Origin of the sequence: Bordetella sp. N (assembly GCF_001433395.1) — a bacterium.
Taxonomy (GTDB): domain Bacteria; phylum Pseudomonadota; class Gammaproteobacteria; order Burkholderiales; family Burkholderiaceae_B; genus Bordetella_C.
Genome location: NZ_CP013111.1, coordinates 4,472,895 through 4,494,810, shown reverse-complemented (window position 1 = coordinate 4,494,810; position 21,916 = coordinate 4,472,895). Strand labels below are relative to the sequence as shown.

Annotated in this window: 27 protein-coding genes and 1 tRNA gene; 10 read left to right on the top strand and 18 right to left on the bottom strand. The window is 63.4% G+C overall.

Features of this window, described 5'->3' with window-relative positions:
• Window positions 1–71: 71 nt before the first annotated feature.
• Complete coding sequence (locus tag ASB57_RS31145) at window positions 72–365, bottom strand: hypothetical protein (protein WP_156414214.1); 294 nt, start codon at window positions 363–365, stop codon at window positions 72–74.
• A 326-nt stretch (window positions 366–691) separates the two neighbouring features.
• Between ASB57_RS31145 and ASB57_RS19305 the strand changes: the two genes are divergently transcribed.
• Complete coding sequence (locus ASB57_RS19305; RefSeq protein ID WP_057653687.1) at window positions 692–1,435, top strand: TetR/AcrR family transcriptional regulator; 744 nt, start codon at window positions 692–694, stop codon at window positions 1,433–1,435.
• An 8-nt stretch (window positions 1,436–1,443) separates the two neighbouring features.
• On the opposite strand, the gene ASB57_RS19300 is transcribed toward ASB57_RS19305, so the two are convergent.
• On the bottom strand, window positions 1,444–2,472 hold the full coding sequence (locus tag ASB57_RS19300; RefSeq protein WP_057656273.1) for an aldo/keto reductase: 1,029 nt from the start codon (window positions 2,470–2,472) through the stop codon (window positions 1,444–1,446).
• A 133-nt stretch (window positions 2,473–2,605) separates the two neighbouring features.
• Window positions 2,606–2,794 carry a hypothetical protein gene (locus ASB57_RS19295; protein ID WP_156414213.1) on the bottom strand — a complete coding sequence of 63 codons (189 nt, stop codon included), beginning with the start codon at window positions 2,792–2,794 and terminating at the stop codon, window positions 2,606–2,608.
• A gap of 259 nt (window positions 2,795–3,053) precedes the next feature.
• Between ASB57_RS19295 and ASB57_RS19290 the strand changes: the two genes are divergently transcribed.
• Complete coding sequence (locus tag ASB57_RS19290; RefSeq protein WP_156414421.1) at window positions 3,054–3,995, top strand: hypothetical protein; 942 nt, start codon at window positions 3,054–3,056, stop codon at window positions 3,993–3,995.
• Between the two features lie 109 nt (window positions 3,996–4,104).
• Here ASB57_RS19290 and ASB57_RS19285 read toward each other — a convergent pair.
• The 4 genes from ASB57_RS19285 to ASB57_RS19270 form a co-directional block, all read right to left on the bottom strand.
• Window positions 4,105–4,179: transfer RNA gene (locus ASB57_RS19285), tRNA-Val, on the bottom strand.
• A 121-nt stretch (window positions 4,180–4,300) separates the two neighbouring features.
• Window positions 4,301–5,044 carry a DNA polymerase III subunit epsilon gene (gene dnaQ / locus ASB57_RS19280; RefSeq protein ID WP_057653684.1) on the bottom strand — a complete coding sequence of 248 codons (744 nt, stop codon included), beginning with the start codon at window positions 5,042–5,044 and terminating at the stop codon, window positions 4,301–4,303.
• Window positions 5,045–5,116: 72 nt separating this feature from the next.
• Window positions 5,117–5,599 carry a ribonuclease HI gene (gene rnhA, locus ASB57_RS19275; protein ID WP_057653683.1) on the bottom strand — a complete coding sequence of 161 codons (483 nt, stop codon included), beginning with the start codon at window positions 5,597–5,599 and terminating at the stop codon, window positions 5,117–5,119.
• 54 nt (window positions 5,600–5,653) lie between these two features.
• Window positions 5,654–6,418: a class I SAM-dependent methyltransferase gene (locus ASB57_RS19270; RefSeq protein WP_057653682.1), complete on the bottom strand. Its 765-nt coding sequence runs from the start codon at window positions 6,416–6,418 to the stop codon at window positions 5,654–5,656.
• A 19-nt stretch (window positions 6,419–6,437) separates the two neighbouring features.
• Between ASB57_RS19270 and gloB the strand changes: the two genes are divergently transcribed.
• The 3 genes from gloB (at window position 6,438) to ASB57_RS19255 (ending at window position 9,687) form a co-directional block, all read left to right on the top strand.
• Window positions 6,438–7,259 (top strand): hydroxyacylglutathione hydrolase, encoded by an 822-nt coding sequence (gloB, locus tag ASB57_RS19265; RefSeq protein ID WP_057653681.1) that lies wholly within the window; start codon window positions 6,438–6,440, stop codon window positions 7,257–7,259.
• A gap of 9 nt (window positions 7,260–7,268) precedes the next feature.
• Window positions 7,269–8,681 carry a transglycosylase SLT domain-containing protein gene (locus ASB57_RS19260; RefSeq protein WP_057653680.1) on the top strand — a complete coding sequence of 471 codons (1,413 nt, stop codon included), beginning with the start codon at window positions 7,269–7,271 and terminating at the stop codon, window positions 8,679–8,681.
• Window positions 8,682–8,910: 229 nt separating this feature from the next.
• On the top strand, window positions 8,911–9,687 hold the full coding sequence (locus tag ASB57_RS19255; RefSeq protein WP_082621715.1) for a carbonic anhydrase: 777 nt from the start codon (window positions 8,911–8,913) through the stop codon (window positions 9,685–9,687).
• 74 nt (window positions 9,688–9,761) lie between these two features.
• Here ASB57_RS19255 and ASB57_RS19250 read toward each other — a convergent pair whose 3' ends face one another.
• Window positions 9,762–10,181, bottom strand: a complete 420-nt coding sequence (locus ASB57_RS19250; RefSeq protein ID WP_057653678.1) for a Dabb family protein — start codon at window positions 10,179–10,181, stop codon at window positions 9,762–9,764.
• A gap of 256 nt (window positions 10,182–10,437) precedes the next feature.
• On the opposite strand from ASB57_RS19250, the gene fabI reads away from it, so the two are divergent.
• On the top strand, window positions 10,438–11,220 hold the full coding sequence (fabI, locus tag ASB57_RS19245; RefSeq protein ID WP_057653677.1) for an enoyl-ACP reductase FabI: 783 nt from the start codon (window positions 10,438–10,440) through the stop codon (window positions 11,218–11,220).
• A gap of 40 nt (window positions 11,221–11,260) precedes the next feature.
• On the opposite strand, the gene ASB57_RS19240 is transcribed toward fabI, so the two are convergent.
• The 3 genes from ASB57_RS19240 to nadC form a co-directional block, all read right to left on the bottom strand.
• Window positions 11,261–11,659 (bottom strand): OsmC family protein, encoded by a 399-nt coding sequence (locus ASB57_RS19240; protein WP_057653676.1) that lies wholly within the window; start codon window positions 11,657–11,659, stop codon window positions 11,261–11,263.
• A 117-nt stretch (window positions 11,660–11,776) separates the two neighbouring features.
• Window positions 11,777–12,859, bottom strand: coding sequence for a tripartite tricarboxylate transporter substrate binding protein (locus tag ASB57_RS19235; protein WP_082621713.1), 1,083 nt, complete (start codon window positions 12,857–12,859; stop codon window positions 11,777–11,779).
• A gap of 10 nt (window positions 12,860–12,869) precedes the next feature.
• On the bottom strand, window positions 12,870–13,754 hold the full coding sequence (gene nadC / locus ASB57_RS19230; RefSeq protein ID WP_057653675.1) for a carboxylating nicotinate-nucleotide diphosphorylase: 885 nt from the start codon (window positions 13,752–13,754) through the stop codon (window positions 12,870–12,872).
• Window positions 13,755–13,999: 245 nt separating this feature from the next.
• Between nadC and ASB57_RS19225 the strand changes: the two genes are divergently transcribed.
• The 3 genes from ASB57_RS19225 to ASB57_RS19215 all read left to right on the top strand — a co-directional run bounded on the left by ASB57_RS19225 (window position 14,000) and on the right by ASB57_RS19215 (window position 15,812).
• Window positions 14,000–14,221, top strand: coding sequence for a hypothetical protein (locus ASB57_RS19225; protein WP_057653674.1), 222 nt, complete (start codon window positions 14,000–14,002; stop codon window positions 14,219–14,221).
• 116 nt (window positions 14,222–14,337) lie between these two features.
• A complete protein-coding gene (locus tag ASB57_RS19220; RefSeq protein WP_057653673.1) occupies window positions 14,338–15,030 on the top strand; it encodes a DUF1345 domain-containing protein in 693 nt (230 codons plus the stop codon).
• A gap of 32 nt (window positions 15,031–15,062) precedes the next feature.
• On the top strand, window positions 15,063–15,812 hold the full coding sequence (locus ASB57_RS19215) for a hypothetical protein (RefSeq protein ID WP_057653672.1): 750 nt from the start codon (window positions 15,063–15,065) through the stop codon (window positions 15,810–15,812).
• A gap of 63 nt (window positions 15,813–15,875) precedes the next feature.
• Here the strand turns inward: ASB57_RS19215 and ASB57_RS19210 are convergent, their stop codons facing one another.
• The 5 genes from ASB57_RS19210 to ASB57_RS19190 all read right to left on the bottom strand — a co-directional run bounded on the left by ASB57_RS19210 (window position 15,876) and on the right by ASB57_RS19190 (window position 20,142).
• Window positions 15,876–16,328 (bottom strand): DUF2442 domain-containing protein, encoded by a 453-nt coding sequence (locus tag ASB57_RS19210; protein ID WP_057653671.1) that lies wholly within the window; start codon window positions 16,326–16,328, stop codon window positions 15,876–15,878.
• A gap of 205 nt (window positions 16,329–16,533) precedes the next feature.
• Window positions 16,534–17,430, bottom strand: coding sequence for an amidohydrolase (locus ASB57_RS19205; protein ID WP_057653670.1), 897 nt, complete (start codon window positions 17,428–17,430; stop codon window positions 16,534–16,536).
• 33 nt (window positions 17,431–17,463) lie between these two features.
• A complete protein-coding gene (locus ASB57_RS19200; RefSeq protein WP_057653669.1) occupies window positions 17,464–18,255 on the bottom strand; it encodes a hydroxypyruvate isomerase family protein in 792 nt (263 codons plus the stop codon).
• Between the two features lie 16 nt (window positions 18,256–18,271).
• Complete coding sequence (locus ASB57_RS19195) at window positions 18,272–19,231, bottom strand: tripartite tricarboxylate transporter substrate binding protein (RefSeq protein ID WP_057653668.1); 960 nt, start codon at window positions 19,229–19,231, stop codon at window positions 18,272–18,274.
• A gap of 74 nt (window positions 19,232–19,305) precedes the next feature.
• On the bottom strand, window positions 19,306–20,142 hold the full coding sequence (locus ASB57_RS19190; RefSeq protein WP_057653667.1) for an alpha/beta fold hydrolase: 837 nt from the start codon (window positions 20,140–20,142) through the stop codon (window positions 19,306–19,308).
• 112 nt (window positions 20,143–20,254) lie between these two features.
• On the opposite strand from ASB57_RS19190, the gene ASB57_RS19185 reads away from it, so the two are divergent.
• Window positions 20,255–21,169 carry a LysR family transcriptional regulator gene (locus ASB57_RS19185; RefSeq protein WP_057653666.1) on the top strand — a complete coding sequence of 305 codons (915 nt, stop codon included), beginning with the start codon at window positions 20,255–20,257 and terminating at the stop codon, window positions 21,167–21,169.
• Here the strand turns inward: ASB57_RS19185 and ASB57_RS19180 are convergent.
• A complete protein-coding gene (locus tag ASB57_RS19180) occupies window positions 21,157–21,450 on the bottom strand; it encodes a Dabb family protein (protein ID WP_057653665.1) in 294 nt (97 codons plus the stop codon). The two genes, ASB57_RS19185 and ASB57_RS19180, sit on opposite strands and share 13 nt — an antisense overlap.
• Complete coding sequence (locus ASB57_RS19175) at window positions 21,447–21,908, bottom strand: nuclear transport factor 2 family protein (RefSeq protein ID WP_057653664.1); 462 nt, start codon at window positions 21,906–21,908, stop codon at window positions 21,447–21,449. The genes ASB57_RS19180 and ASB57_RS19175 overlap by 4 nt, the downstream gene beginning before the upstream one ends.
• Between the last annotated feature and the right edge of the window lie 8 nt (window positions 21,909–21,916).

Genomic DNA, 21,916 nt, shown 5'->3' with positions numbered 1-21,916 from the left:
TCTTGATGCGTGGCTTGGAACCGCGGGTGCCTGACGGCAGGCCGCGAACGCGTTGCGGTAAGCGGCGTTGCTCAGCCCGGCGTGGGAGCCTGGGCCTGATGTTCGAAAGTCTTGGCGACGAAGACGTGGGCGGGCTCGTCGGCGCGCGCATTCGTGCGCTGGATGCGACTGAGCATCGGACCGACGTAGCGGTAGGCATCGACCAGTTCGGCCAGGTGCGCGGGCGCCAAAGCCAGGCCGGCATGGGCGGCGAGCACGGCAAGCGTGAGTTCGGGTGCGTCGGCGACAGCGTTTGCTGCGCCTGCACAGGCTGCTGGCGAGCCGGTGCCGCCCGCGGGAGGACGGGTAAGGACTGAATCTGACACGGTGAAGCCCCTTGATGTATTTGGGCTCATGTGCGTACTGCAAGTGCACAAGTCCCTGTTTTCAAATGCTTAGCGTTGCGGTGTCGAATAAAACAGTTGTTTGATTCTAGGTATGTGAAATTCCTCCGTCAACCATAAAAACGCCAAAATGCACTGCACTATGGAAAGCCCCTAGTTTTGGTGTTTCAGGGCGATTTCTCCCTGTATTTAGGGGTAAATCCGGATGCTGCATTGCGGTATTCATGCTGTCTGTGAATTCGACCGCGCTCAGCGTAGAATGCCGAGAGCGCTACAAATTAAAACAACTGATTTATACAGAGGACGACATGGCCGATATTCACGGCGATCCGCGGGGCGCGGAGGCCCTCATCGATGACGGCGCGGCGGCGGCGGACATGCCCGTGCCCGATCGCATTCTGTTGGCCGCGAAGGAATTGATTGCCCGCAAAGGGCCCGTAGGCACCACCGTGCGCGACATCTGCGACGCGTCGGAAGTGAACGTGGCGTCCATCCACTACTACTACGGTTCGAAGGAAGCCTTGGTGAAGTCGGTGTTGCTGGCGGTGCTGGAGCCCGTCAACATCGAGCGCCGCGTGCGTCTGGAAGAAGCGCGCCGGCAATTCGGCGGTGTGCCCGTTCCGGTGCCGGTGATATTGGATGCCTTGTTGCGGCCGCTGGTGGCGTGCGAGCGCTCCGCCGATGGCGGGCGGCTGTTCGTGCGGATGGAGAATCATCTGCGCGCGGTGCCGGACAGCGACTACACGATCTTCGTGTCCAGGCAGCTGGATGGCTATGCGCAGATGTTCATCGACGCGCTGGCCGCCACATTGCCGCAGTTCACGCGCACCGAGCTGATATGGCGCTATGAATTCGTGCGCGGCTCGGCCATGCATCTGTTGGCCAACTGCGATCCGCTCTCGCAGAAATTCAAGGTGCTGGTCGGGACCGGCGCGATGGTCGACCTGCAAGACAATGAGCTGATCCTGCGCGAGCTGCTGGTCACCGCCCTGTTGGGATTGAGCGCGCCCGCCGCATGGACGGACAGGGACATCGGTCAACAGGGCGGCTAGCGCGGTCCTTATTCCGTCGGGAAAGGATTGCGCTCGGCGAAGCCGCCTTGATGCCAATACGGGTAGGGGCGGTCCACCTTGCTGGCAGCGTCCAGCTTGGCCACTTGCTCCGGGCTCAGGTTCCAACCCACCGCGCCGAGATTGGCGCGCAACTGCGCCTCGTCGCGCGCGCCGATGAGCACGGTGCTGACGGTCGGACGTTGCAGCAGCCAGTTCAAGGCAATCTGCGGCACCGTCTTGCCGGTTTCCGCGGCTACCTCGTCCAAGGCGTCGATGACGCGGTACAGGTATTCATCCGCCATCTGCGGGCCCATCTCCGCCGTCTTATGCAGACGGCTGTTGGCGGGCAGCGGCTGGCCGCGCCGGATCTTGCCCGTCAGGCGGCCCCAGCCCAGCGGGCTCCACACCACCGCGCCCACACCTTGGTCCTGGCCCAGGGGCATCAGCTCCCATTCGTAGTCACGGCCGATCAGGGAGTAATAGGTCTGGTTGGCGACGTAGCGCGGATAGCCGTAGCGGTCGGCCACGGCTTGCGATTTCATCAGGTGCCAGCCGGAGAAGTTGGACACACCCGTGTAGCGGATCTTGCCGGCGCGCACCAGCGTGTCCAGGGTGGACAGCACTTCTTCTACTGGCGTCTTTGCGTCGAAGCCGTGCAGCTGGAACAGGTCGATATAGTCCGTGCCCAGGCGCTTGAGCGCATCGTCGACCGCGCGGATCAGATGGAAGCGCGACGAGCCCACATTGTTCGGCGTGTCGTCGAAACGGAAGGTCGCCTTGGTCGACAGGATGACCTGGTCGCGGCGTCCCTTGATGGCCTGGCCCAGCACTTCCTCGGAGGCGCCCTTGGAATAGATGTCGGCGGTGTCGAACATCGTCACGCCGGCTTCCAGGCAGATATCGATCAGGCGGCGCGCTTCGGTGACGTCGGTCGTGCCCCAGGCCTGGAAGAATTCGCCTTTGCCGCCGAACGTGCCGGTCCCGAAACTGAGTACGGGCACCGTGAAGCCGGACGCGCCCAAGTGTCGGTATTCCATGTAAGTCACCTCGCTGAAAGAAATCATGGGCGGCCGCCGCAAGACGGCCGGAGCCATTGATCATCGCCGAGGTAGCGGCCTGGAAAAAGGGGCTATATGCGATAACAGCGTTCCAGATGCAGGAACAGTGCCGCTATCCCGCGTTCGTGCGGTAGTGCAGCTCCGTCCATTCAGGCATGGCGGGCGCCGTTGATGTGGAGACGGCCACGTTGGCGGCCTGCGGGCTGCTCGCTGAATGCTTGCTAGTATCGATCTCGGCGGCTTGCGCGACGCCGAACAGGGACAGGGACGCCACCGCGATGGAGGAGAGCAGGGTGTTCACCACCGGTTCTTGCTGGCGGGCGGGGAAGGGGAGCTTCGGGTTCTGCATGTATTCACCTACAACAACTTAATGCGTGCTTAAAGCAGGATGCGATCAGCATGCAAGCGTCGATTGAGCGGCGCTATAAGTTATGTAGATGCGTTCGACTCGAAAATGTTCAAGGGAAATTTCTTGCGGGATGTGACTGGGGATCTCGTCGCATCCGGCCCCGTATAATCTGCGACACGCTGGCGTGGCCAGCATGTACGTGAACCCGCCGATGGAAAATCCCGTTGCCGCCGAACTCGTCGCCGTGCTCGCCGCGGTGACCGATGGCCAGCCCCGTGTGCTGACCACGGAGGACGCGCGCGCCTTGCCGGCGGGGCCATTCGAGTCGAATCACCGTTCCCTGCAGGCCGGTTTGCGGGCGTGGGTGGAGACGCAGACCCATCATCCCCTCGGCTACGTCGAACAGCTCTATACCTTTGCCGACCGCGATCGGTCGGGGCATGACGCCGCTCAGGTCATCTCGGTCAGCTATCTGGGCCTGACACGGGAGCCCGTGGAAACGGGCGTGGCCAGCGTGGGCTGGCAAAGCTGGTACCGCTATTTCCCCTGGGAAGATCGCCGGCAGGGTCCAGGCGCCTTGATGGCGGAGGTCATTGAGCCGCGGCTGGCCGCGTGGGTCGCCCTGGCTGATGACGCGGCCATGCGCCAGCAGCGAGCGGACCGCGCGGCCATCAGCTTCGGCTTGCACGCGGGCGCGTGGAACGAAGACATGGTGTTGCAGCGCTATGAGCTGCTTTATGAAGTAGGGTTGGTGCCCGAGGCCCATGGCGTGGCCGGCCTGTCGCCGCTGCCGCCTGTCGCACCGCTGCCGGGCACGCCCATGCGGCATGACCATCGGCGCATCCTGGCCACCGGCATTGCGCGCCTGCGCGCCAAGATCAAGTATCGGCCGGTGGTGTTCGAGCTGATGCCCGCGGAGTTCACGCTGCTGCAATTGCAGCAGACCGTCGAAGCCCTGGCGGGGCGGGGCCTGCACAAGCAGAATTTCCGCCGGTTGATCGAACAACAGGATCTGGTCGAGGAAACCGGCGCCATGGCCAGCGGCGCCGCCGGCCGTCCCGCCAAATTGTTCCGCTTCCGCCGCGACGTGCTGCTGGAGCGCGCGATTTCCGGCAGCAAGCTGCCGTTGGCGCGGGAACTGCATCTGGTTTGAGGGAGGCGGGCCTAAGCCAGGCCTTCATCCTTGACGAGCTATCTTGCGGTGCGCAAATGAAAAATGGCTTAGCGGGTTGCGCTAAGCCATTTATCTCATTCGGAATTCTTGGTGGGCGGTACAAGTTTCGAACTTGTGACCCCTGCCGTGTGAAGGCAGTGCTCTACCACTGAGCTAACCGCCCGAAGTGAGACAGCGACTATAGCATGACTTTTTGAGATTCTGCAAGGCCAACTGAAAAATCGCGACACGAACGTCAGTTTGAGCCAGCCGCGGGAAACATTTGTCAGGCGAGCTGCTGCCGCTTACGCCGCCGGAGCGGGCTCCGCAGCCGGAGGGAGCGGGTCGTAGGTGCGCCACACGCTCGCGCCGCCCACGGACTTGTCCAGCGCCTTCAGGTATTCCTGGTGCGCGACCAGTTCTTCAGGATTGGCCATCAGCACCGGCAGGCCCGACGCGTCGAAGCGACCAATCACCTCGCGGCCGGACTGGCCGCTGGCACCGTCGTCGTCCATGTCGATCAGCAGGGCATCCTGGCCCCGCGTCATCGCCAGCCAGACTTCTCCCAGCAACTGCGCATCGAGCAAAGCGCCGTGCAGGGTACGGTGCGCGTTCGAGATGCCGTAGAAATCGCACAGGGCGTCCAGCGAGTTGCGCTTGCCCGGGCGCCGCTGACGCGCTTCCATCAGCGAGTCGGTGATCTTGCCGCAGTAGTCCACCATCACCGGCTTGCCAAGGCGAGCCATCTCCGCGTTGACGAACTTGGTGTCGAACGCGGCGTTGTGAATGATCACTTCGGCGCCCCGCATGAACTCCATCAGCTCATCAGCGACTTCCTTGAAACGCGGCTTGTCCGACAGGAATTCGGTGGTCAGGCCATGCACCGCCAGTGCCTCGGGATCGCTCTCGCGATCCGGATTGAGGTAGACGTGCATATTGCGGCCGGTGACGGTGCGGTTGAGAATTTCAACACAGCCGATTTCGACGATGCGGTGGCCCTGGGCGGGATCCAGCCCGGTGGTTTCTGTATCGAAGATGATCTGGCGCATGGGGCAATAAGGTCGGCAGGAAACGGCAAGGCGACAGTGTACGCCACGCCAGGACCGCGCCAAACACCCCTATCAAGCCGCTCCGGTGCGACGCGTCAGATCCTGCCGCCGCGCCTCGTCCACGCCACGATTGGCCAGCAGATCGGCCATCTCATTGCCCGGATCGCCCGCGTGCCCGCGCACCCAGCGCCAGGTCACTTCATGACGCTGCACCTGCTCGTCCAGCAAGCGCCACAGATCGGCATTCTTGACGGGCTTTTTCTCGGCAGTGACCCAGCCGCGCCGCTTCCAGTTGGCCAGCCATTCGGTCATGCCCTTCATCACATACTGCGAGTCAGTATGGATGGTGACCTTGCAGCCCTTGTTCAGCACACCCAGGCCTTCGATGACGGCCATCAGCTCCATGCGGTTATTGGTGGTCGACATCTCGCCACCATGCATGGTTTTCTCATGCGTGCCCGCGCGCAGCAACACGCCCCAACCACCAGGCCCGGGATTGCCCTTGCAAGCACCATCGGTCCAGATTTCCACTTGGGGGAGCGCGGTAGTAGCCAAAACGATAGATTCCACTCAATTCAACAAGGTCGTAGCCGCGCATGATACGCGGTGTCAGAGGTCCCCAACGCGGTGATTGGCCACCACGGACGCCGCCGCCGGCGCCTTGCGCTTCTGCTTCCAGGCGGGGCCGATCAGCCGCATGCTGGCAACGCGCTTCACGGCCGACACCACATACACGGCGCCACACACCGCCCACCAGCGGTCACCGGCGGACTCCATGAATTTCCAGCGATCCAGCCACAGATTGGTCTGGCAGGCCGGCGCATAGCAGCCGAAACGCCCCCGATCCACCTCGAAGGACAGGAGCTTGAGCCAGTCCTTCACCCGCGCCAGCGACACCTGTGCCGACGGCGCATGAGGCAGCCACGGCTCCATGCCCGGCATGCGATTACGCGCGCCCCACAGGCTCCAGGGGTTGAAGCCGGATATCACCACCCGCCCTTCGGGCATCAGCACGCGCTCCACTTCCCGCAGGATCTCGTGCGGCTCGTCCGTGCACTCGAACGCATGCGGCAGGATCAGCAGGTCGATGCTGCCGGACTCGAACGGCAACGCATGCGGATCGGCCACCGTGCAGGCCTGCCAGCGGGCCGCCACCTCCGGTGTGGGCGTTACCTCGCCTACGTACGCCTTGAAGGGCATGCGGTTGTTACGCAGTAAATCCAGCTCGGCCAGCCCCACCTGCAAGGCGTTGAAACCGAACACATCGGCCACCACCGCATCGAACTGAGCCTGCTCCCAGCGCAGTGCATACTGACCCGGAGGGGTGTCGAACCACTCGGCCAGTTCTACAATCGGCGCAATTTCTTCTGCCACGCTTTGGATTCCTTAGATCATGCAATCTACCCACGCCCCCGCTGGCGTCGGCGCACAGGGTCCCGCCATCCTGCCGCTGCCGGCATTCTCCGACAACTACATCTGGCTTCTGCGCAATCAGGGTCTGGCCGCCGTGGTCGACCCCGGCGACGCCGCGCCGGTTTTCGATGCGCTGGAAAAACAGGACCTGCGACTGCGCGCCATTCTACTCACGCATCACCACGCCGACCATGTGGGCGGCGTGTTGGAATTGTCGCGTGCCACGGGCGCCGTCGTGTACGGTCCGGCCCTGGAAACATTGCCGCATTGCGACTTTCCCTTACAAGAAGGCGATCGGGTCCAACTGCCCGAACTGGATTTGGACCTGAATGTGCTCGACGTCCCTGGCCATACGGCGGGGCACATCGCTTACTGGGGCAGGGCTGCCGGCAGCGAGCCGGCGCTGTTCTGTGGTGACACATTGTTCGCCGGCGGCTGTGGCCGGTTGTTCGAGGGCACGCCCGCACAAATGCATGCGTCTCTGGAAAAATTCGTAACATTACCGCCTGAAACACAAGTTTTCTGCGCTCACGAGTACACTCTGGGCAACTTGCGCTGGGCATTGGCCGTCGAACCCGCCAACCGCACCCTCCAGCAGTGGTATCAGCGGGCCCAGCAACTGCGCGAACAAGGTCTTCCCACTCTGCCCTCTTCAATGGGGCAGGAAACGGGCACTAATCCCTTCCTGCGCACTCAGCAAGTTGACGTTGTCAAAGCTGCCGCAGTTCAGGCTGGGCGTTCACTAACCTCGCCGGTCGAAGTATTTGCCGTACTTCGCGAATGGAAGAATAACTTCAAGTGATCTAACACGATGAAATTGCTCCGACTGATTGTTCCCCTGCTGGTGGCCGTATTGGCAGGATGCGCGGGAACAGCGCCGAAACAAAATTCCTCTGCTGATGCCGATTCCAAACAACCCGGATACCCCAGTCGCTATGTCGCCGCGGTAACGTCGCGCACGGTCGATTTGACCCACCCCGCACGCGATGTGTGGGACCGTATCCGTCGTGGCTTCGCCATCCCGAATCTGAATACGCCGCTGTCCGAGCAATGGACCGAGTACTACGCGTCGCATCCTGAAGCCATGCAACGCATGGCCGAGCGCGCGGGCAAATACCTTTACTACGTCACCGACGAGATCAACCAGCGCGGCATGCCCACCGAACTGGCGCTACTGCCCTTCGTCGAAAGCGCATACAACCCGAAGGCGCTGTCGCGGTCGCAAGCCTCGGGCCTGTGGCAGTTCGTCCCCGCCACCGGCACGCACTACAAGTTGAAGCAGGACTGGTGGCGTGATGAGCGGCGCGACCCGATCGCGTCGACCAACGCGGCGCTCGACTATCTGGGCAATCTGTTCGAGATGCAGGGCGACTGGTACCTGGCGCTCGCTTCCTACAACTGGGGCGAAGGGTCGGTTCAACGCGCCATGGCCAAGAATGAGGCGGCCGGCTTGCCGACCGACTACCTGTCCCTGACGATGCCCGAAGAGACCCGCAACTACGTGCCCAAGTTGCAGGCCATCAAGAACATCATCGCCGACCCCGCGAAATATGCGGTGGTGCTGCCGCCGGTAAGCAATCAGCCTTACTTCGCCACGGTCCAGAAGAATCAGGACATGGATGTGGAAGTGGCCGCCCGCCTCGCGGAAATGCCGCTGGACGAGTTCAAGGCGCTGAATCCTTCCTTCAACCGTCCTTTGATTCGCGGCGAACATGCACCGACGCTGATTCTGCCGGCGGACCGTGTGGCCATCTTCAACGCCAATATCGAAGGCTATAAGGGCCAGTTGTCCAGCTGGAAGGTGTATAGCGCGCGCCGTGGCGAATCGTATGCCGCCATCGCCAAGCGTTTCGGTGTGACCGAAGCCACGCTGCGCCAGGTCAACGAGATTCCGTACAAGCAGAAGTCCGCCGTCGCGCAGAATCTGCTGGTGCCTGGCGGCGGTGGCGTGCAGGTGGCCTCGCTCGATATGGCGGGCGGCACCGAACGCGCCGAGATCAAGCCGGCGGTGGCGCAAAGCCAGGCGCGCCTGGCGTCGGTCAAGCCCAATGCCGTCAAGCCCAACGTGCGCCAGCACAAGGTGCGCAATGGCGACACCCTGTTCTCGCTGGCCCGCCAGTACAGCACCTCGGTTGACGCGCTGCGCGCCTTGAACAACCTGAAAGGCAGCAACCTGAAAGTCGGCAGCACGCTGCGCGTGCCCGGCACCGACGTGCGAGGCTGACCCGGCGACCAGCCTGGCCTCGACCTTCGGGACCCACGGCCCGATCCGCTTGAAGCGGGTCGGGCCGTTTGTTTTGGCGTTGTCAGGATAGCTACAGGACAGCAGAGAAGCGTGGGCTACAGAGAAGCATAGGCAACAGAGAAGCATAGGCAACAGAGACTAATCTGATTCTCACCGGATTGATCCTTCCTGATACTGCGCGGGCGATTCACTTATAAGGACCCCCCCGATGTCGCCCACACCGAAACAAGCAATCTCTTGCAACTGCGTAACGGCGCAGGAACCCGGCTCGAACGACAGCCAGACCACGCAACCCGCCCGCCGCCGCTTCATGGGCCTGACCCTGGCCGCCGCGGCTGCCGGTGGCATGGGCTTGAACGCAGCGCCCGCGCTGGCCGCCAGGCCCAATCTGCTGCACCCGCTGCCGTCAAACACGCCGGACCAGGCCGTCGCGAAACTGATGGCCGGCAATGCCCGCTATCTGCAACTCAAGCACAGCACGTCCCCGCGCGACTTCGAATTGCTGCGCTCGCAAGCGGTCGAAGGCCAGGCGCCGTTCGCGGCGATTCTGGCCTGTTCAGACTCGCGCGTCCCTGTCGAACTGCTGTTCGACCAGTCCATCGGCAACCTCTTCGTGGTCCGCGTGGCCGGCAATGTCGCTTCCTCGGCCGTCATCGGCAGCCTGGAATACGCCGTGGAAGCCTTGAAGGTGAAGACCCTGATGGTGCTGGGCCATAGCCAGTGCGGCGCGGTCAAGGCGGCCATCGAGAACAAAGACGTGCCGGGACAGGTCACGACCCTGTACTCGTATATGCATGCGGCAATCGCCAAGACTCCGTCCAAGGACTATCAGGCCGTGGTCGCGCAGAACGCCATCGAGCAGGCCCGGGTGCTGAGCACCGCATCACCCGTGATTTCGCACCGCATCAAGACGGGCGAATTGCGCGTTCAACCCGCGACCTACGACATCGGCATCGGCAAGGTGGCCTTGCTCGACCTGGCGTAGACGTCGATAGCGCAGGCTTAGGCAAAAGCGCCCGCGGACGCCCCGAGTTTGCGGGAGCCTGCGGGCGCTTTTGCCTAAGCCTGCGCTTCGACCGCGTAGTCGAACACCAGCACACCGTTGTGCTCAGCCAGGAGCGGACCGACGTAAGCCTTGAATTTCTCGTGCTCGGGGTCGAAATACGTCGGGTCTTTCACGACAGGCTTGCCGACGTAATAGTTGCGGTCACCGGCCGATTTGAACGCCACGGTATAGCCCTGCTCGAAGCCCAGCGCGACGCCTTCCAGGCTGCTCTGGCTGCCTGACGTGATGGAAAGGATATAGGGTGACTCGGCCCCGGCACGCCTGGCCTCGCCAAGCGCCACGAAGCGGCGCTGCACTTCCTGCTTCTGCTCCGCCGTAACCTTGTGCTTGTACTTGAACAGCACAATGTGCAGCAGCAAGCCGGGTTGATAGGCTTCGCCGGTAAAGACCGCATCGGGCGGACGGGTGGTCATGGATGCTCCTGCTACGGCGGTTGCGGGCGGCACGCTGGCGGGGGCCCGGCCAGCTGCCAAGGCAGTCATGGACAAGCTGGCGAGCACGGAGCCGGCCCCACCTTTGAGCAAGCGGCGTCTTGAATCGTACATGGGAAAAACTCCAGGATGGTCGGACCGATCCGATCTTCTGGCGTTATACCGACCCCCACCCCGGACGGACCATCAGACATATCCTAAAATGGCGGTTTTCCAGATCCGTCATCAAGGACCAATCATGGGTTTTCTCGCCGGTAAACGCATCCTCATCACGGGCGTCCTCTCCAATCGTTCGATCGCCTACGGCATTGCACGGGCCTGCCATCGCGAAGGGGCCGAACTGGCCTTCACGTATGTGGGCGAACGTTTCAAGGACCGCGTCAGCGAGTTCGCCGCCGAATTCGGCAGCAAGATCGTGCTGGAGTGCGATGTTGCCGAAGACGCGCAGATCGCCTCGACTTTCGACGGCCTGGCCAAGCATTGGGACGGCCTCGACGGCCTGGTCCACTCGATCGGCTTCGCGCCGCGCGAGGCCATCGCCGGCGACTTCCTGGAAGGCCTGTCGCGTGAAGGCTTCCGCGTCGCCCACGACATTTCCGCCTACAGCTTCGCGGCCATGGCCAAGGCCGCGCTGCCCTTGATGAAAGACCGCAAGGGTTCGGTGCTGACCTTGACCTATCTGGGCGCGGAACGCGTGGTTCCGAACTACAACACCATGGGCCTGGCCAAGGCGTCGCTGGAAGCCAGCGTGCGCTACCTGGCGACGTCGCTGGGCCCGCTGGGCATCCGCGCCAACGGCATCTCGGCCGGTCCCATCAAGACCCTGGCCGCCAGCGGCATCAAGGACTTCTCGTCCATCCTCAAGTACGTCGAGGCCAATGCCCCGCTGCGCCGCAACGTCAGCATCGATGACGTCGGCAATGTCGCCGCCTTCATGCTGTCGGACCTCGCCAACGGCGTGACCGGCGAGATCACCCACGTCGACGCGGGCTTCTCGACCATCGTTCCGGGTATGGAATAAGGCGGGGCTGGCCGCCCAGGCGGGGCCGCCTTGGCCAGCCTCAAGCCGCCGCTGCCAGCTCCGTCGAGACCTGGACGTCAGTCTGGGTCATCAGCTTGTGGATAGGGCAGCGGCCGGCGACGCTCAGCAGCTCCTCGCGCTGTTCGTCCGTCAGCTCGCCCGTGAGCTTCAGCACGGCTTTCAGGCGATACACGCCTTTCTTCTCGTCCGCGTCGTCACGTTGTACGTCGACGTCGATGGACAGCAGCGGAATGCCTTTGCGTTGCGCATAAAGCGTGACCGTCAGCGCCTTGCACGCGCCCAGCGCCGTATCGAAGAAATCATGCGGATCGGGGCCGTCGCCCTGGGGCGGCGGCATGTCGATGGGCAAATCATGATCGTTCGCGGTGGCGGTGAATTGCAGGCCCTGCAAGGCGTTCTGGCGTATGTGTATGGTCATCGCGGCTCCGTGGCGTGGGTAGGTGGCGGCCACGGGAGTCGTGACCGCCAGCATGCTTACCTCTGCTTTGTAGCATCCCGTATGCCGCATCCCGCGCCGGCTTCAGGCCACGGCCGCTCAGTCCGCGTGCAGATCCATGCTGGCGGTCAAGGTGGAGAAGCGGTCGATATCGCTGTCGATCAGCGCCTGGAACACCTGAGGGGAACTGCGTGTGGGGCTGAAGCCCAGCTGGCGCAAATCATGCAGCACGTCTTCGCGCCGCATGATGTTCGCGACGGCGGTGTTCAAACGCGTGATGACGGCCGTGGGCGTGGCGGCCGGCGCCAGCAGCCCGTGCCATTGATCCAGCGTGTAGCCTGGAAAGCCCTGTTCCGCCACGGTCGGCACGTCCGGCATCAGTTCCGAGCGCTGCGGCGACGTCACCGCCAGCGCGCGCAAGCGGCCCGCGGCCAGGAAAGGCGCGGCGCTGGATGCCGTGACAATGCCCATGCCCACCTGGCCGGACACCACATCCGTCAAGGCCGGGCCGCAACCACGATAGGGTACGTGCTGCAAGGCGCGTCCGCTGGACCTGCGCAGCATTTCACCGGCCAGATGCTGGGGCGTGCCGTTGCCGCAGGAAGCGTACGCCAGTTGCGGAACGGCCGCGGACGGCGTGCCCGTGGACGTTGCATCCTGCCGGCCCGCGCTTTCCAGCGCCTGCTCCAGGGTATGCAAGGGCGACGATGCCGGCACCACCAGCACCGAGGGCACGAAGGCGACGTTGATGACGGCACGCAGGTCGCGCTTGGGTGAGAACGGCAGGTTGCGATACACGCCGGGATTGATGGCATAGGAGCTGTTGACCATCAGCAGCGTGTAGCCGTCCGGCGCGGCTTCGGCGACGGCGCGCGCGCCCAGATTGCCGCTGGCGCCCGGGCGGTTTTCGACGATGACGTTCTGGCCCAGTTCACGCTGCAATTCGGCCCCAAGGCGGCGCGCCAGCAGGTCGGTGCCGCCGCCTGGCGGGAAGGTCACCAGGATGGTGATGGGATGCTTGGGATAGCCCGCCGCCGCGGCCGCCGCCGCTGCAGGACCGCCCGCGGGCTCGGCCACGCCCAGACGCAGGGCGCCCAGGGATAGGCCGATGGCCGCGATCACGAAGGCGCCGGTGGCACGCAGGCGTTTGCGTGTGCGGCCTGTATCAGTGTCGATAGACATGATGTTTTCCTCAAGCGTCCAATCCGATGTCCAGCACCCGCGCGCTGTGCGTGATCCAGCCAACGGCGATCAGGTCCACACCGGTGGCGGCGACGTCAGGAGCGGTCTCGGGCGTGATACGGCCCGATGCCTCGGTCACGGCGCGGCCTTTGCACATGGCGGCCGCCTGGCGCAGTTCGTCCAGGCTCATGTTGTCCAGCAACACGACTTCCACACCCAGGGACAGCGCTTCGTCCAGCTGCGCCAGGGTGTCGACTTCCAGCTCGATGCGCACCATGTGGCCAACGGCGGCGCGCGCGCGCTCGATGGCGTTGCGCACGCCACCGGCCAGGGCCACGTGGTTGTCCTTGATCAGGACGGCGTCGTCCAGGCCATGGCGATGATTGCTGCCTCCGCCCACCCGCACCGCATACTTCTGCACCGCGCGCAGGCCGGGCATGGTCTTGCGGGTGCAGGTGACCCGGGTGCCGTAGGAACGGATGGCGTCGGCGATGCCGGCGGTGGCCGTTGCCACGCCGCTCAGGTGGCACAGGAAATTCAGCCCGGTGCGTTCTGCCGTGAGGATGCCGCGCGCGGGACCGTGCAGGGTGGCGATATGGCTGCCCGCCTGCAAACGGGCGCCGTCCCGCAGGACGGGCTGGAACTCGATGCGCGCGTCGGTCAGGCGCAAGGCCAGACGCACCAGATCGACACCGGCCAGCACGCCTTCCTGGCGCGCCATCAAGCGCAGGCTGGCCTGGGCGTCGGGCGGCACGATGGCGTCCGTGGTGATATCGCCGGCGCGGCCCAGGTCCTCCAGCAGCGTGGCACGCACCAGGGGCTCCAGCATGACGTCGGGCAAAGGCGGGACGGCGCGGAGGGCGGGAAGAGAATCCTTGGGGGCGGCAACGGTCATGATATTTATGCTCTAGTTGAGTATTAATAGTCCAAAAAAATCGTGTGCGGTGTCTCGGCAGCGACCTGCGTATTTATGCTTTTTTTGAGCATAAGTCTGGCGAGTTGATCTTGTCAACGACCTTTTAGATGTTTGCGCAGCACAGTTCCGTACCCGTTCATCGGCCCCTTCTCTCGATTCTGCATTCAGAACCTGGGAACCGGCGGCCTCCATTTGTTCCTGGCATTGACAACCTGGAGGTGATGATGGCGAATTTTAGGGAACGAAACGTGGACGATGAACTGGCTGAGCGCCTGCGCGAACCGGCCGCGTCGAGCGGACGCAGCGCCGAAGCGGAGCATCGCGAGAGTTTGGAGAAAGCGTTGCGGGAGCCTCAGCGGAAGACGTTTGCTGAAGTGTTGATGGACATCCCGGACGTGGGACATGATGAAGATTACGCACGCGTAGATGACGACAGGTCCGACTAGCCTCGCGGCAACCCGGGGGCCATTTCGCGAATGAAGTGGGCAACGCTTTAGCCCGATAACCCACACTTCCGCAATTCGGGTTAGCTTTACCCATCGCCAATATGTTGGAGCGCTTCATGTCGAAGTCGGTGGCAGACAAGCATCCCGGGGAAGACCCCGTGGGTTCCGTTGACCGTTTGCCTTTCTTTCACGCCCATCGGCGCTTGATGCTGTGCGCGGTGCTGGCGCTGGCGGCAGGGGTAGGGGCGTATGTGCTGAAAGCACCGCTCAGCCTGGCAGCGTTGCTAGGCTTCGATGCTGGTGCGCTGGTGTTCTTGCTGACAACTGCCCGCGCGTTCATGCAAAGCGATCCGAAATCGATGAGGGTGCGCGCCAGGCAGCAGGACGTGGGGCGCTTCGGCGTGCTGTGGAGTAGCGTGGCCCTGTCTTGCATGATCATGGTCGCGCTGTGGGTGGAACTGCGGGGCCAGAATGGGCTGAACGGGGCCCTGGACATGCTGGCGGCGGCCGTCACCATCGTGCTGTCATGGCTCTACATGAACATGATCTTCGCCCTGCATTACGCGCATACCTATTACGGCCATCGCTCCAGCATGCAAAAGGGCCTGGATTTCCCAGGCGACGAAGAGCCTGACTACTGGGACTTCGCCTATTTCGCCTTGGTGCTGGGCATGACCTTCCAGGTGTCGGACGTGCAGATAACGAACCGCCGCGTGCGCCGTCTGGCCCTGATGCACAGCGTCATCGCGTTCTTCTTCAACGTCTTCATCATCGCCATCAGCGTCAACGTCGCCGCCGGCAAGGCGTGAGTATCCGAGTCCATGCAGAGGCGAGATCGCTCATGAACAACAAACCCACTTTCCGTGATTGGACGCTGGCCGGCATCGCGCTGGCATTTACCATCATTGGAGTTGTCATCCTGCCTTCGAACCGCGATGTGGGCATCACGACCACCGCGTTCTTCGGCGCTTGTCTGGCCGTTTTCGTGATCCAGCTGCGCCGCAAGCTGCGCTACGGCCGCATGAAGATCATCTCGGTCGACGTCGCGGAAGGCTTCCGGGTTCAGCGTAAGAAAGGCCGGGTCGCGCTTTTGGGCGCGGCGCTGGCAGCACTAGGCGTCGTTCTGCTCGTCTTTTCCCACGACGTACCCATGCTCGTGCGCGTTTGCTATTGGGTGATCGCCGGCACGGGTGTGCTGGTGCTGGCCACCGTCGTCTCAGGAAAGCTTCCTACGCAAGCGTTGGAGTTCCAATCCAGGGGACTGGCTTTCATCAATGGCAAGTGGTCCGTCCTGCTTCCCTGGACTCAGATCAGGGCGGCCGCAGCGGGCGAGATAAGCGGCAATCCAGCGCTGCTGATGGAATTCGAATTCCCTGAGCTGCCGCCCGTTTCACCCCCGGAAATGCAGTCGAAATTCGAGAAATACGTCACCCAGTGCCGCAAGTGGGGCGGTGTGGACTTCTACATGCTGACGACGCACTACGACGTGGATCTTCCCGTTCTTGTCGCGGCGATAAATGATTTCAGGACAAGGCCGTCATCGGAAATCCAGCCGGCTATCAGCGTCAACGTAGCCGCCGGCAACGCTTGAGCACAATTGCCGTGCAAGTGCGCGCCGCCACGGTTGCGTCTGCACGTGGCGATGACGGCGGTGTCAGTCCGTCGTTGCCAGCTTGCGAGGCCGGCCTCCCTTCTGACCATTTGCTCGTGCGGCCTGCGTCTTCGCTTCGCTGATCTTGCTGCCGTTACGGGCTGCGATAACTAAGGCTGCCAACTCCATCAGAGGTTGGCTTGCGGACACAAGTCCGTCGATCGATACGTGCAGGTCACGCGAGTCCAGACAAAGTGCGCTGCCGCCAAAGCCCACCTCCACGCTGTCGAGTTCGCGCTTGCTCAGAGCGGCAAATTCAGGATAGTTCGCGACTGGGAAGACGATCGCGCTCCCGTCTGCAAAACTAACCAGTAATGCCTTGAAAGCGACGACATATTGCACGGCGACGGCATGCAGCTGGGAAACTCGACGCTTGCTTCCACGATCCATAGCGCGAGCCAGAACCTCAGCAGTCACAGGCTCATCGAAATGCTCACGAGCTTTGACTGGGTTCATAGTCCTATCTCCAAAGGGCGCTCTAGCACGGCGCGTCGCAGCCTTCGTACACGTTCAGGCCAATCCGGTTCCGATTGACTCGCCGCGCGAATGTAGCCGCGGGCAAAGCCGGAGGCCTGGGCTCCTCCTTAAGCGAGCAGGCTATTTCATGGCGCGCCGATGCTGAGGAGTTCGGCAAGAAGCCCTAGGCAGCGCGCGTAAGCGACTAGAACTGATAAAGCCTGGCCGGATTCTCCACGAGCACCTTGCGCCGGGTGCTTTCGTCGGGAATCCACGTCGCCAGCAGATTGCGCAGCACGCCGGCGTCCGGCATGGGGCTGGTCGCGACGTGCGGCCAGTCGCTGCCATACACAAGACGATCGGGCGCGGCATCAACCAGCGCCTGGGCCCAGTCGGTGACGGCGGCGGCAGCAATGTCGTGACCGTTCTCCCCCAAACCACTGACCCGATAAGCCCCGGACAGCTTGGCCCACCAGCCGTGATTCACCATCAGGTGCTTCATGGCCTTGAAGCCCGCATGGTCGGTGCCCAGCTCGACAGGCATGTGGCCCATGTGGTCGACCACGACCGGCAAGGTCAGTTTCGTCAACCGGGGCATCAGATCGGGAAACTGCCGCGCATCGACCAGCAGCTGCAGATGCCAGCCCATCTGTTCGATCTTCGCGGCCAGCGTTTCCATGGCATCGAAGCCGACGCCGCCACCGAACAGCACGTTCAAGCGCAAGCCCCGCACGCCGGCGTCGTGCAGTGCCGTCAGCTCCCGCTCCGAGACATCGGGCGCGACCACGGCGATGCCACGCAGCCGCGCGGGATGCCTGCGCAAGACTTCGACCATGTACCGGTTGTCGGTGCCGTACACGCTGATCTGGACCAGCACGCCACGCGCCATGCCAGTTCCGTCGAGCATAGCCAGATAGTCGCTCTCGGGCGTGGGGACCGGCGTATAGCTTCGATTCGCCACCACGGGATACGTGGCCGAGTCGGCGGACACGACATGCGCATGCGCGTCACAGGCCAGCGCCGGGATCTCGAATGAGGGCGGGGCGAAGCGGCGCGCGGGAACCAGGCATGATGGCGCCGCTTCAGTGGCAATGTAGGTCATCCTTGCAGTCCTTGTCGTGGCGTGGTGGCGCGTTCAACGTTGCGGCAACAAGCCCCAGTCGCGCGCCCAGTGCAAGCCAGCCACCGTGTCCGCGCGCGGGACGTATTCACAGCCCACCCAGCCCTGGAAGCCGCGCCGCGTCAGCAGGTCCAGTAGATAGGCATAGTTGATTTCGCCGACAGTGGGTTCGTGGCGCCCCGGTACGCCGGCGACTTGAATGTAATCGATATGCGCTTCATACCGTTCGATCAGCGCCGCCAGATTGCCCTGTTCCATCTGCGTGTGATACAGGTCCAGCTGCAGCCGCAGCGAAGGCGAGCCGATGTCCTCGATCAAGGCAATCGCGTCTTCCACGCGCGGCAAAGAATAGCGCGGCAGCATCTGCAGGCTCAAGGGCTCGAGCAGGACGATGATGCCATGCGGTTCGAAGAAGCGGACGGCTCTCTCGATGTTGCGTACGAGCAGGCCGCGCACGTCCTGCAAGGCCATGCCTTCGGGCAGATTGCCGGTAAGCAGATGGACCCGTTCACAGCCCAGGCCCTGGGCGTATTCCAGCCCAAGCTCCAGGGACGCTTCGAAGTCGCGTTCCCGGCCCGGCAGCGCGGCCAGGCCTTTCTCCGCCGCCGCGGCGTCGCCGGGCGGCAGATTGATCACCGACTGCGTCAGGTCATGGGCCCGCAGTTCGCGCGCCATGTCCTCGACACGCTGGTCATAGGGATACATGGCCTCGACGGCGGCGAAGCCGGCCCGGGCGGCGGCGCCGAAGCGTTCAAGAAACGGCAGTTCGCTGAACAGCAGCGAAACATTGGCGGATAGCTTCAGCATCGGCGCGTTCCGTGTCTCAGTTGCTCAGCTTGACGTGGGCGGAGTCGGCAATCGATTTCCACTTCTGCAGTTCGCTGGCCGTATAGGCTTGCGATTCTTCCAGCGACATCTTGGTGATGTCGGCGCCGATCTGCTTGATCTTGTCCTGCGTGTCCTGCTTGGCCAGGCCCTTGCGGACGGCATCGTGCAGCTTCTTCACCGTCTCGGGCGGGGTGCCGGCCGGCGCGATCAAGGCCCACCACGACGTGGTGGAAAAGCTGGGATAACCCTGCTCCGCAACGGTGGGCACGTCGGGCATTTGCGGCCAACGCTGTTCAGACGTCACGGCCAGCACCTTCAGCTGCTTGCTCTGGATGAAGGACATCGAAGACAGCGGCTGATCGACCATGAAGTCGACCCGGCCGGAGATCAAGTCGGGATAGACCGCCGCGCTGCCCTTGTAGTTGACGCCGGCCATCTTGGTGTTGGACAGGGCTTCCAGCCACTTGGAGTTCAGCAGGTGCATGGTGGCGCCCGTGCCGTAGAACACGCCCTCGGGCTTGGCGCGCGCGCCGTCGACCAGGTCCTTGATGGAGTTGTACTTGGAGTTGGCGGGCGCCAGGAAGACGTTGGGCGAGGACGCCATGACGTCCACGGTCACGAAGTCCTTGCCCGCGTCATACGGCACTTGCGTGAAGATGGCCTGGTTGATGGCGTAGACGCTGGTGGTCACGAGCATCAGGGTATTGCCGTCGGGCTTGGCGGTCTTCAACTGGCGGGCCGCGATGAAGCCTTCGGCGCCGGGCTTGTTTTCCACGACCACCGACGTATCCAGGGCTTCGCCGATGTCCTTGGCGATCACGCGCGCCAGGATGTCGGTCGAACCGCCGGCCGAGAACGGCACGTACATGGTGATGGGGGTGTTCGCCGCCAGGGCGGGCGTGGCGCAGGCGATCGCGAGCGCCGTCGTGACGACGGCCAGTTTGAGGGTACGCATTACGTGTCTCCGGATTGTAGAAATTCTTTTTGGGGCGGTGACTGCGCACGCCCCTTATAAGCTTCGTTGCAGCCTCAGGCCGCGGCAGGGCTGTGTTTGGCGATATGGGCAAGCACCAGCTCCACGCACTCTTCCGGCACGATGTGCTGGATCATGTGGAACGTGGTGCCGACCTGACGCAGGTCGAGATTCTTCACCAGGGTCTTCAAGGCATTTTGTTGTTCGTCGTTGGCGATCGCCCCTTTCTGCGGATACAGGCACAGGACGGGCGCGGTGATCTTGGGCAGGTAAGGGCGGGCGTCCGCGTCCAGCGCGAATTGCGCCAGGCACGCCAGCACTTCAGTGCCGGACTTTTCGCAGGTGTCGGTGTACCAGCGCAGGAAGCCAGGCGAGAAATCGGGCGGGAAACGGGTACTGGCGTTGGTGCGGTCCAGCCAGGTGCGCGGGCCCAGCACGCGGATGGCTTCCGCCCACGACGCTTCACCCAGGGCGTAACCCGTGCGGGCGCCGTCGGAAATGAACACGGGGCCGGAAACGTTGATCAAGGTGCGCACGCGGTCGGGGTAGCGGCCGGCGACGGCCAGGCCGGTCAGTCCGCCTATCGATTCGCCGCAGTAGTGGAAGGTGTCCGCGCCCAGGTCATCGGCGATCGCGATGACGTCGTCGCTGAGCGTCTCCAGTGTGTAGCCCGTCTTCAGGTCGAAGTCCGCCGACGACTGGCCCATGCCGCGCATATCGGGGCAGACGATCTTGAAATGACGGCTGAGCAGCGGCACCCATTGATACCAGAACTGCCCGCGGCGGCCGTAGCCGTGCTGCAGGAACAGGTAAGGGGCATTGGTCCAGGGGTCGGTGAAGTCGGTGACCGTGTAGTGCAGGCTGGGGCCGTTGTCACGCTGCAGGATGGGCATCTGCTTGTCTCGCGAAGTCGTTATTCGAATGGGTCCTGATTCAGGCGAGATCGTAGGGGGGCGGTTAGAATCTGTCCAATATATGGAAAAAACCCTGTAAGACGTTTTCGATATGGAACTGCGTCACCTCAAATACTTCGTCGCCGTGGCGACCGAACTGCATTTCACGCGGGCGGCGGAGCGGCTGGGCATCGGGCAGCCGCCGCTGAGCCAGCAGATTCGGCAATTGGAGCAGGAGATCGACGCGCAATTGTTCGTGCGCGATCGCCGTGGCGTGGCATTGACCGAGGCCGGGCAGGCTTTTCTGGTCGAAGCCAGGCTGGTCTTGGAGGGGGCGGAGCGCGCCAAGGAAGCCGCGCGGCGTATCGCCAGTGGCGAACTGGGCGCCTTGTCCATCGGGTTCACCGTGTCGGCCAGTATCCATCCCTTCGTGCCGCGCTTGATCCGCACCTTTCGAGGGCGGTATCCGGGCGTGGATGTGTCCCTGGTGGAAAACTCGACGCTGGAGCTCATGCAGCGCGTGCACAACGGCGCGGTCGACCTTGCCTTCGTGCGCGGGCCCACCGCGGAGATGCCCGGCGTGCGCGTCGAAACCCTCTTGTCCGAGCCCATGCTGGCGGTGATACCTGCCACGCATGAGTTGGCGAGCCGCAAGGCGATCGACCTGCGCGAGTTGGCCGCCGAGAGTTTTCTCTTTTATCCGCGCAAGGTGGGCGTCGGCCTGTACAACGCCGTGGTGCAGGCTTGCGAGGCCGCCGGCTTCACCCCGGCCGAAGGCATCGAAGTGCCGCAGCTGACGTCCGTCGTGACGTTCGTCGCGGCTGGCATGGGCGTGTCGGTAATCCCGGCCACCATGAGCCAGCTGCAAGCCGAAGGGGTGCGCTACCTGCCGCTGACGGGACAGGTGCCGATCGCCAACCTGGCCATCGCCTACCGGCCCAAGGCGCCTTCAAGCGCGCTGCAATTCGCCATCGAGCTGACCCGGGAAAGCGCCCGGGACAGCCCTTATGCGATTCACACCGTGTAATCCACCGCCGCCCATTCGAAATACGGCTTCAGGTCGGCAATCAAGGCCTGGTGCAAGGGATGGAACAGGTAGGCGTCCAAAGCCGCGGCATCATCGACTTCGGTTTCCAGGACGTAGTCCCAGCTGATAGGACGCTGCAATTCATTGGCCGCCACGCGCCACGAGCGGATCACGGGAATCGCGCTACCCAGCGCGGTCATGCGATCGGCCAGCGCGGCGGCCAGGCTGGCATCCTTGGCCACATCGGCACGTTTGCGAAACAGCACGACGTGGCGGATCATCGCTTGGCCTCCGTGGCGCTCTTCAGGGGATAGCCGCGGCCGGCGTAATCGAAATCGACCAGCTGGTTGATGGCCACCGATTTGTCGGCCGGCGACGCATAGTAGGCGCGAATCTCGGCGATCTTGCCGCTGGCCGGATCGAAGTCGTACCACTCCGCCCCGCGCAGCGCGGTGCCGCTCTTGTTCTTCCAGTGCGTCCACTCGATCATCGCCTCTGGCGAGTCATGGCTGATGATGAGGCGGTCTATGGTCCACTGCGATCCCAGGGTCTCGACACACCAGACCCACTTGCGGGCGATGGTGTCGGCGCCGCGCCACGGCACCTCCGGCAGGCCCGCAGGAAAGTAATGCACGGCATCCGGCGTGAAGCAGTCGACCAGGGCGTCGTAGTCCGCCGCGTTGCAGGCGTCGAAGTAGCGGCGGATCAGGGTGGTGTAGTGTTCAGGGGTATGGCTCATGGCGGGTT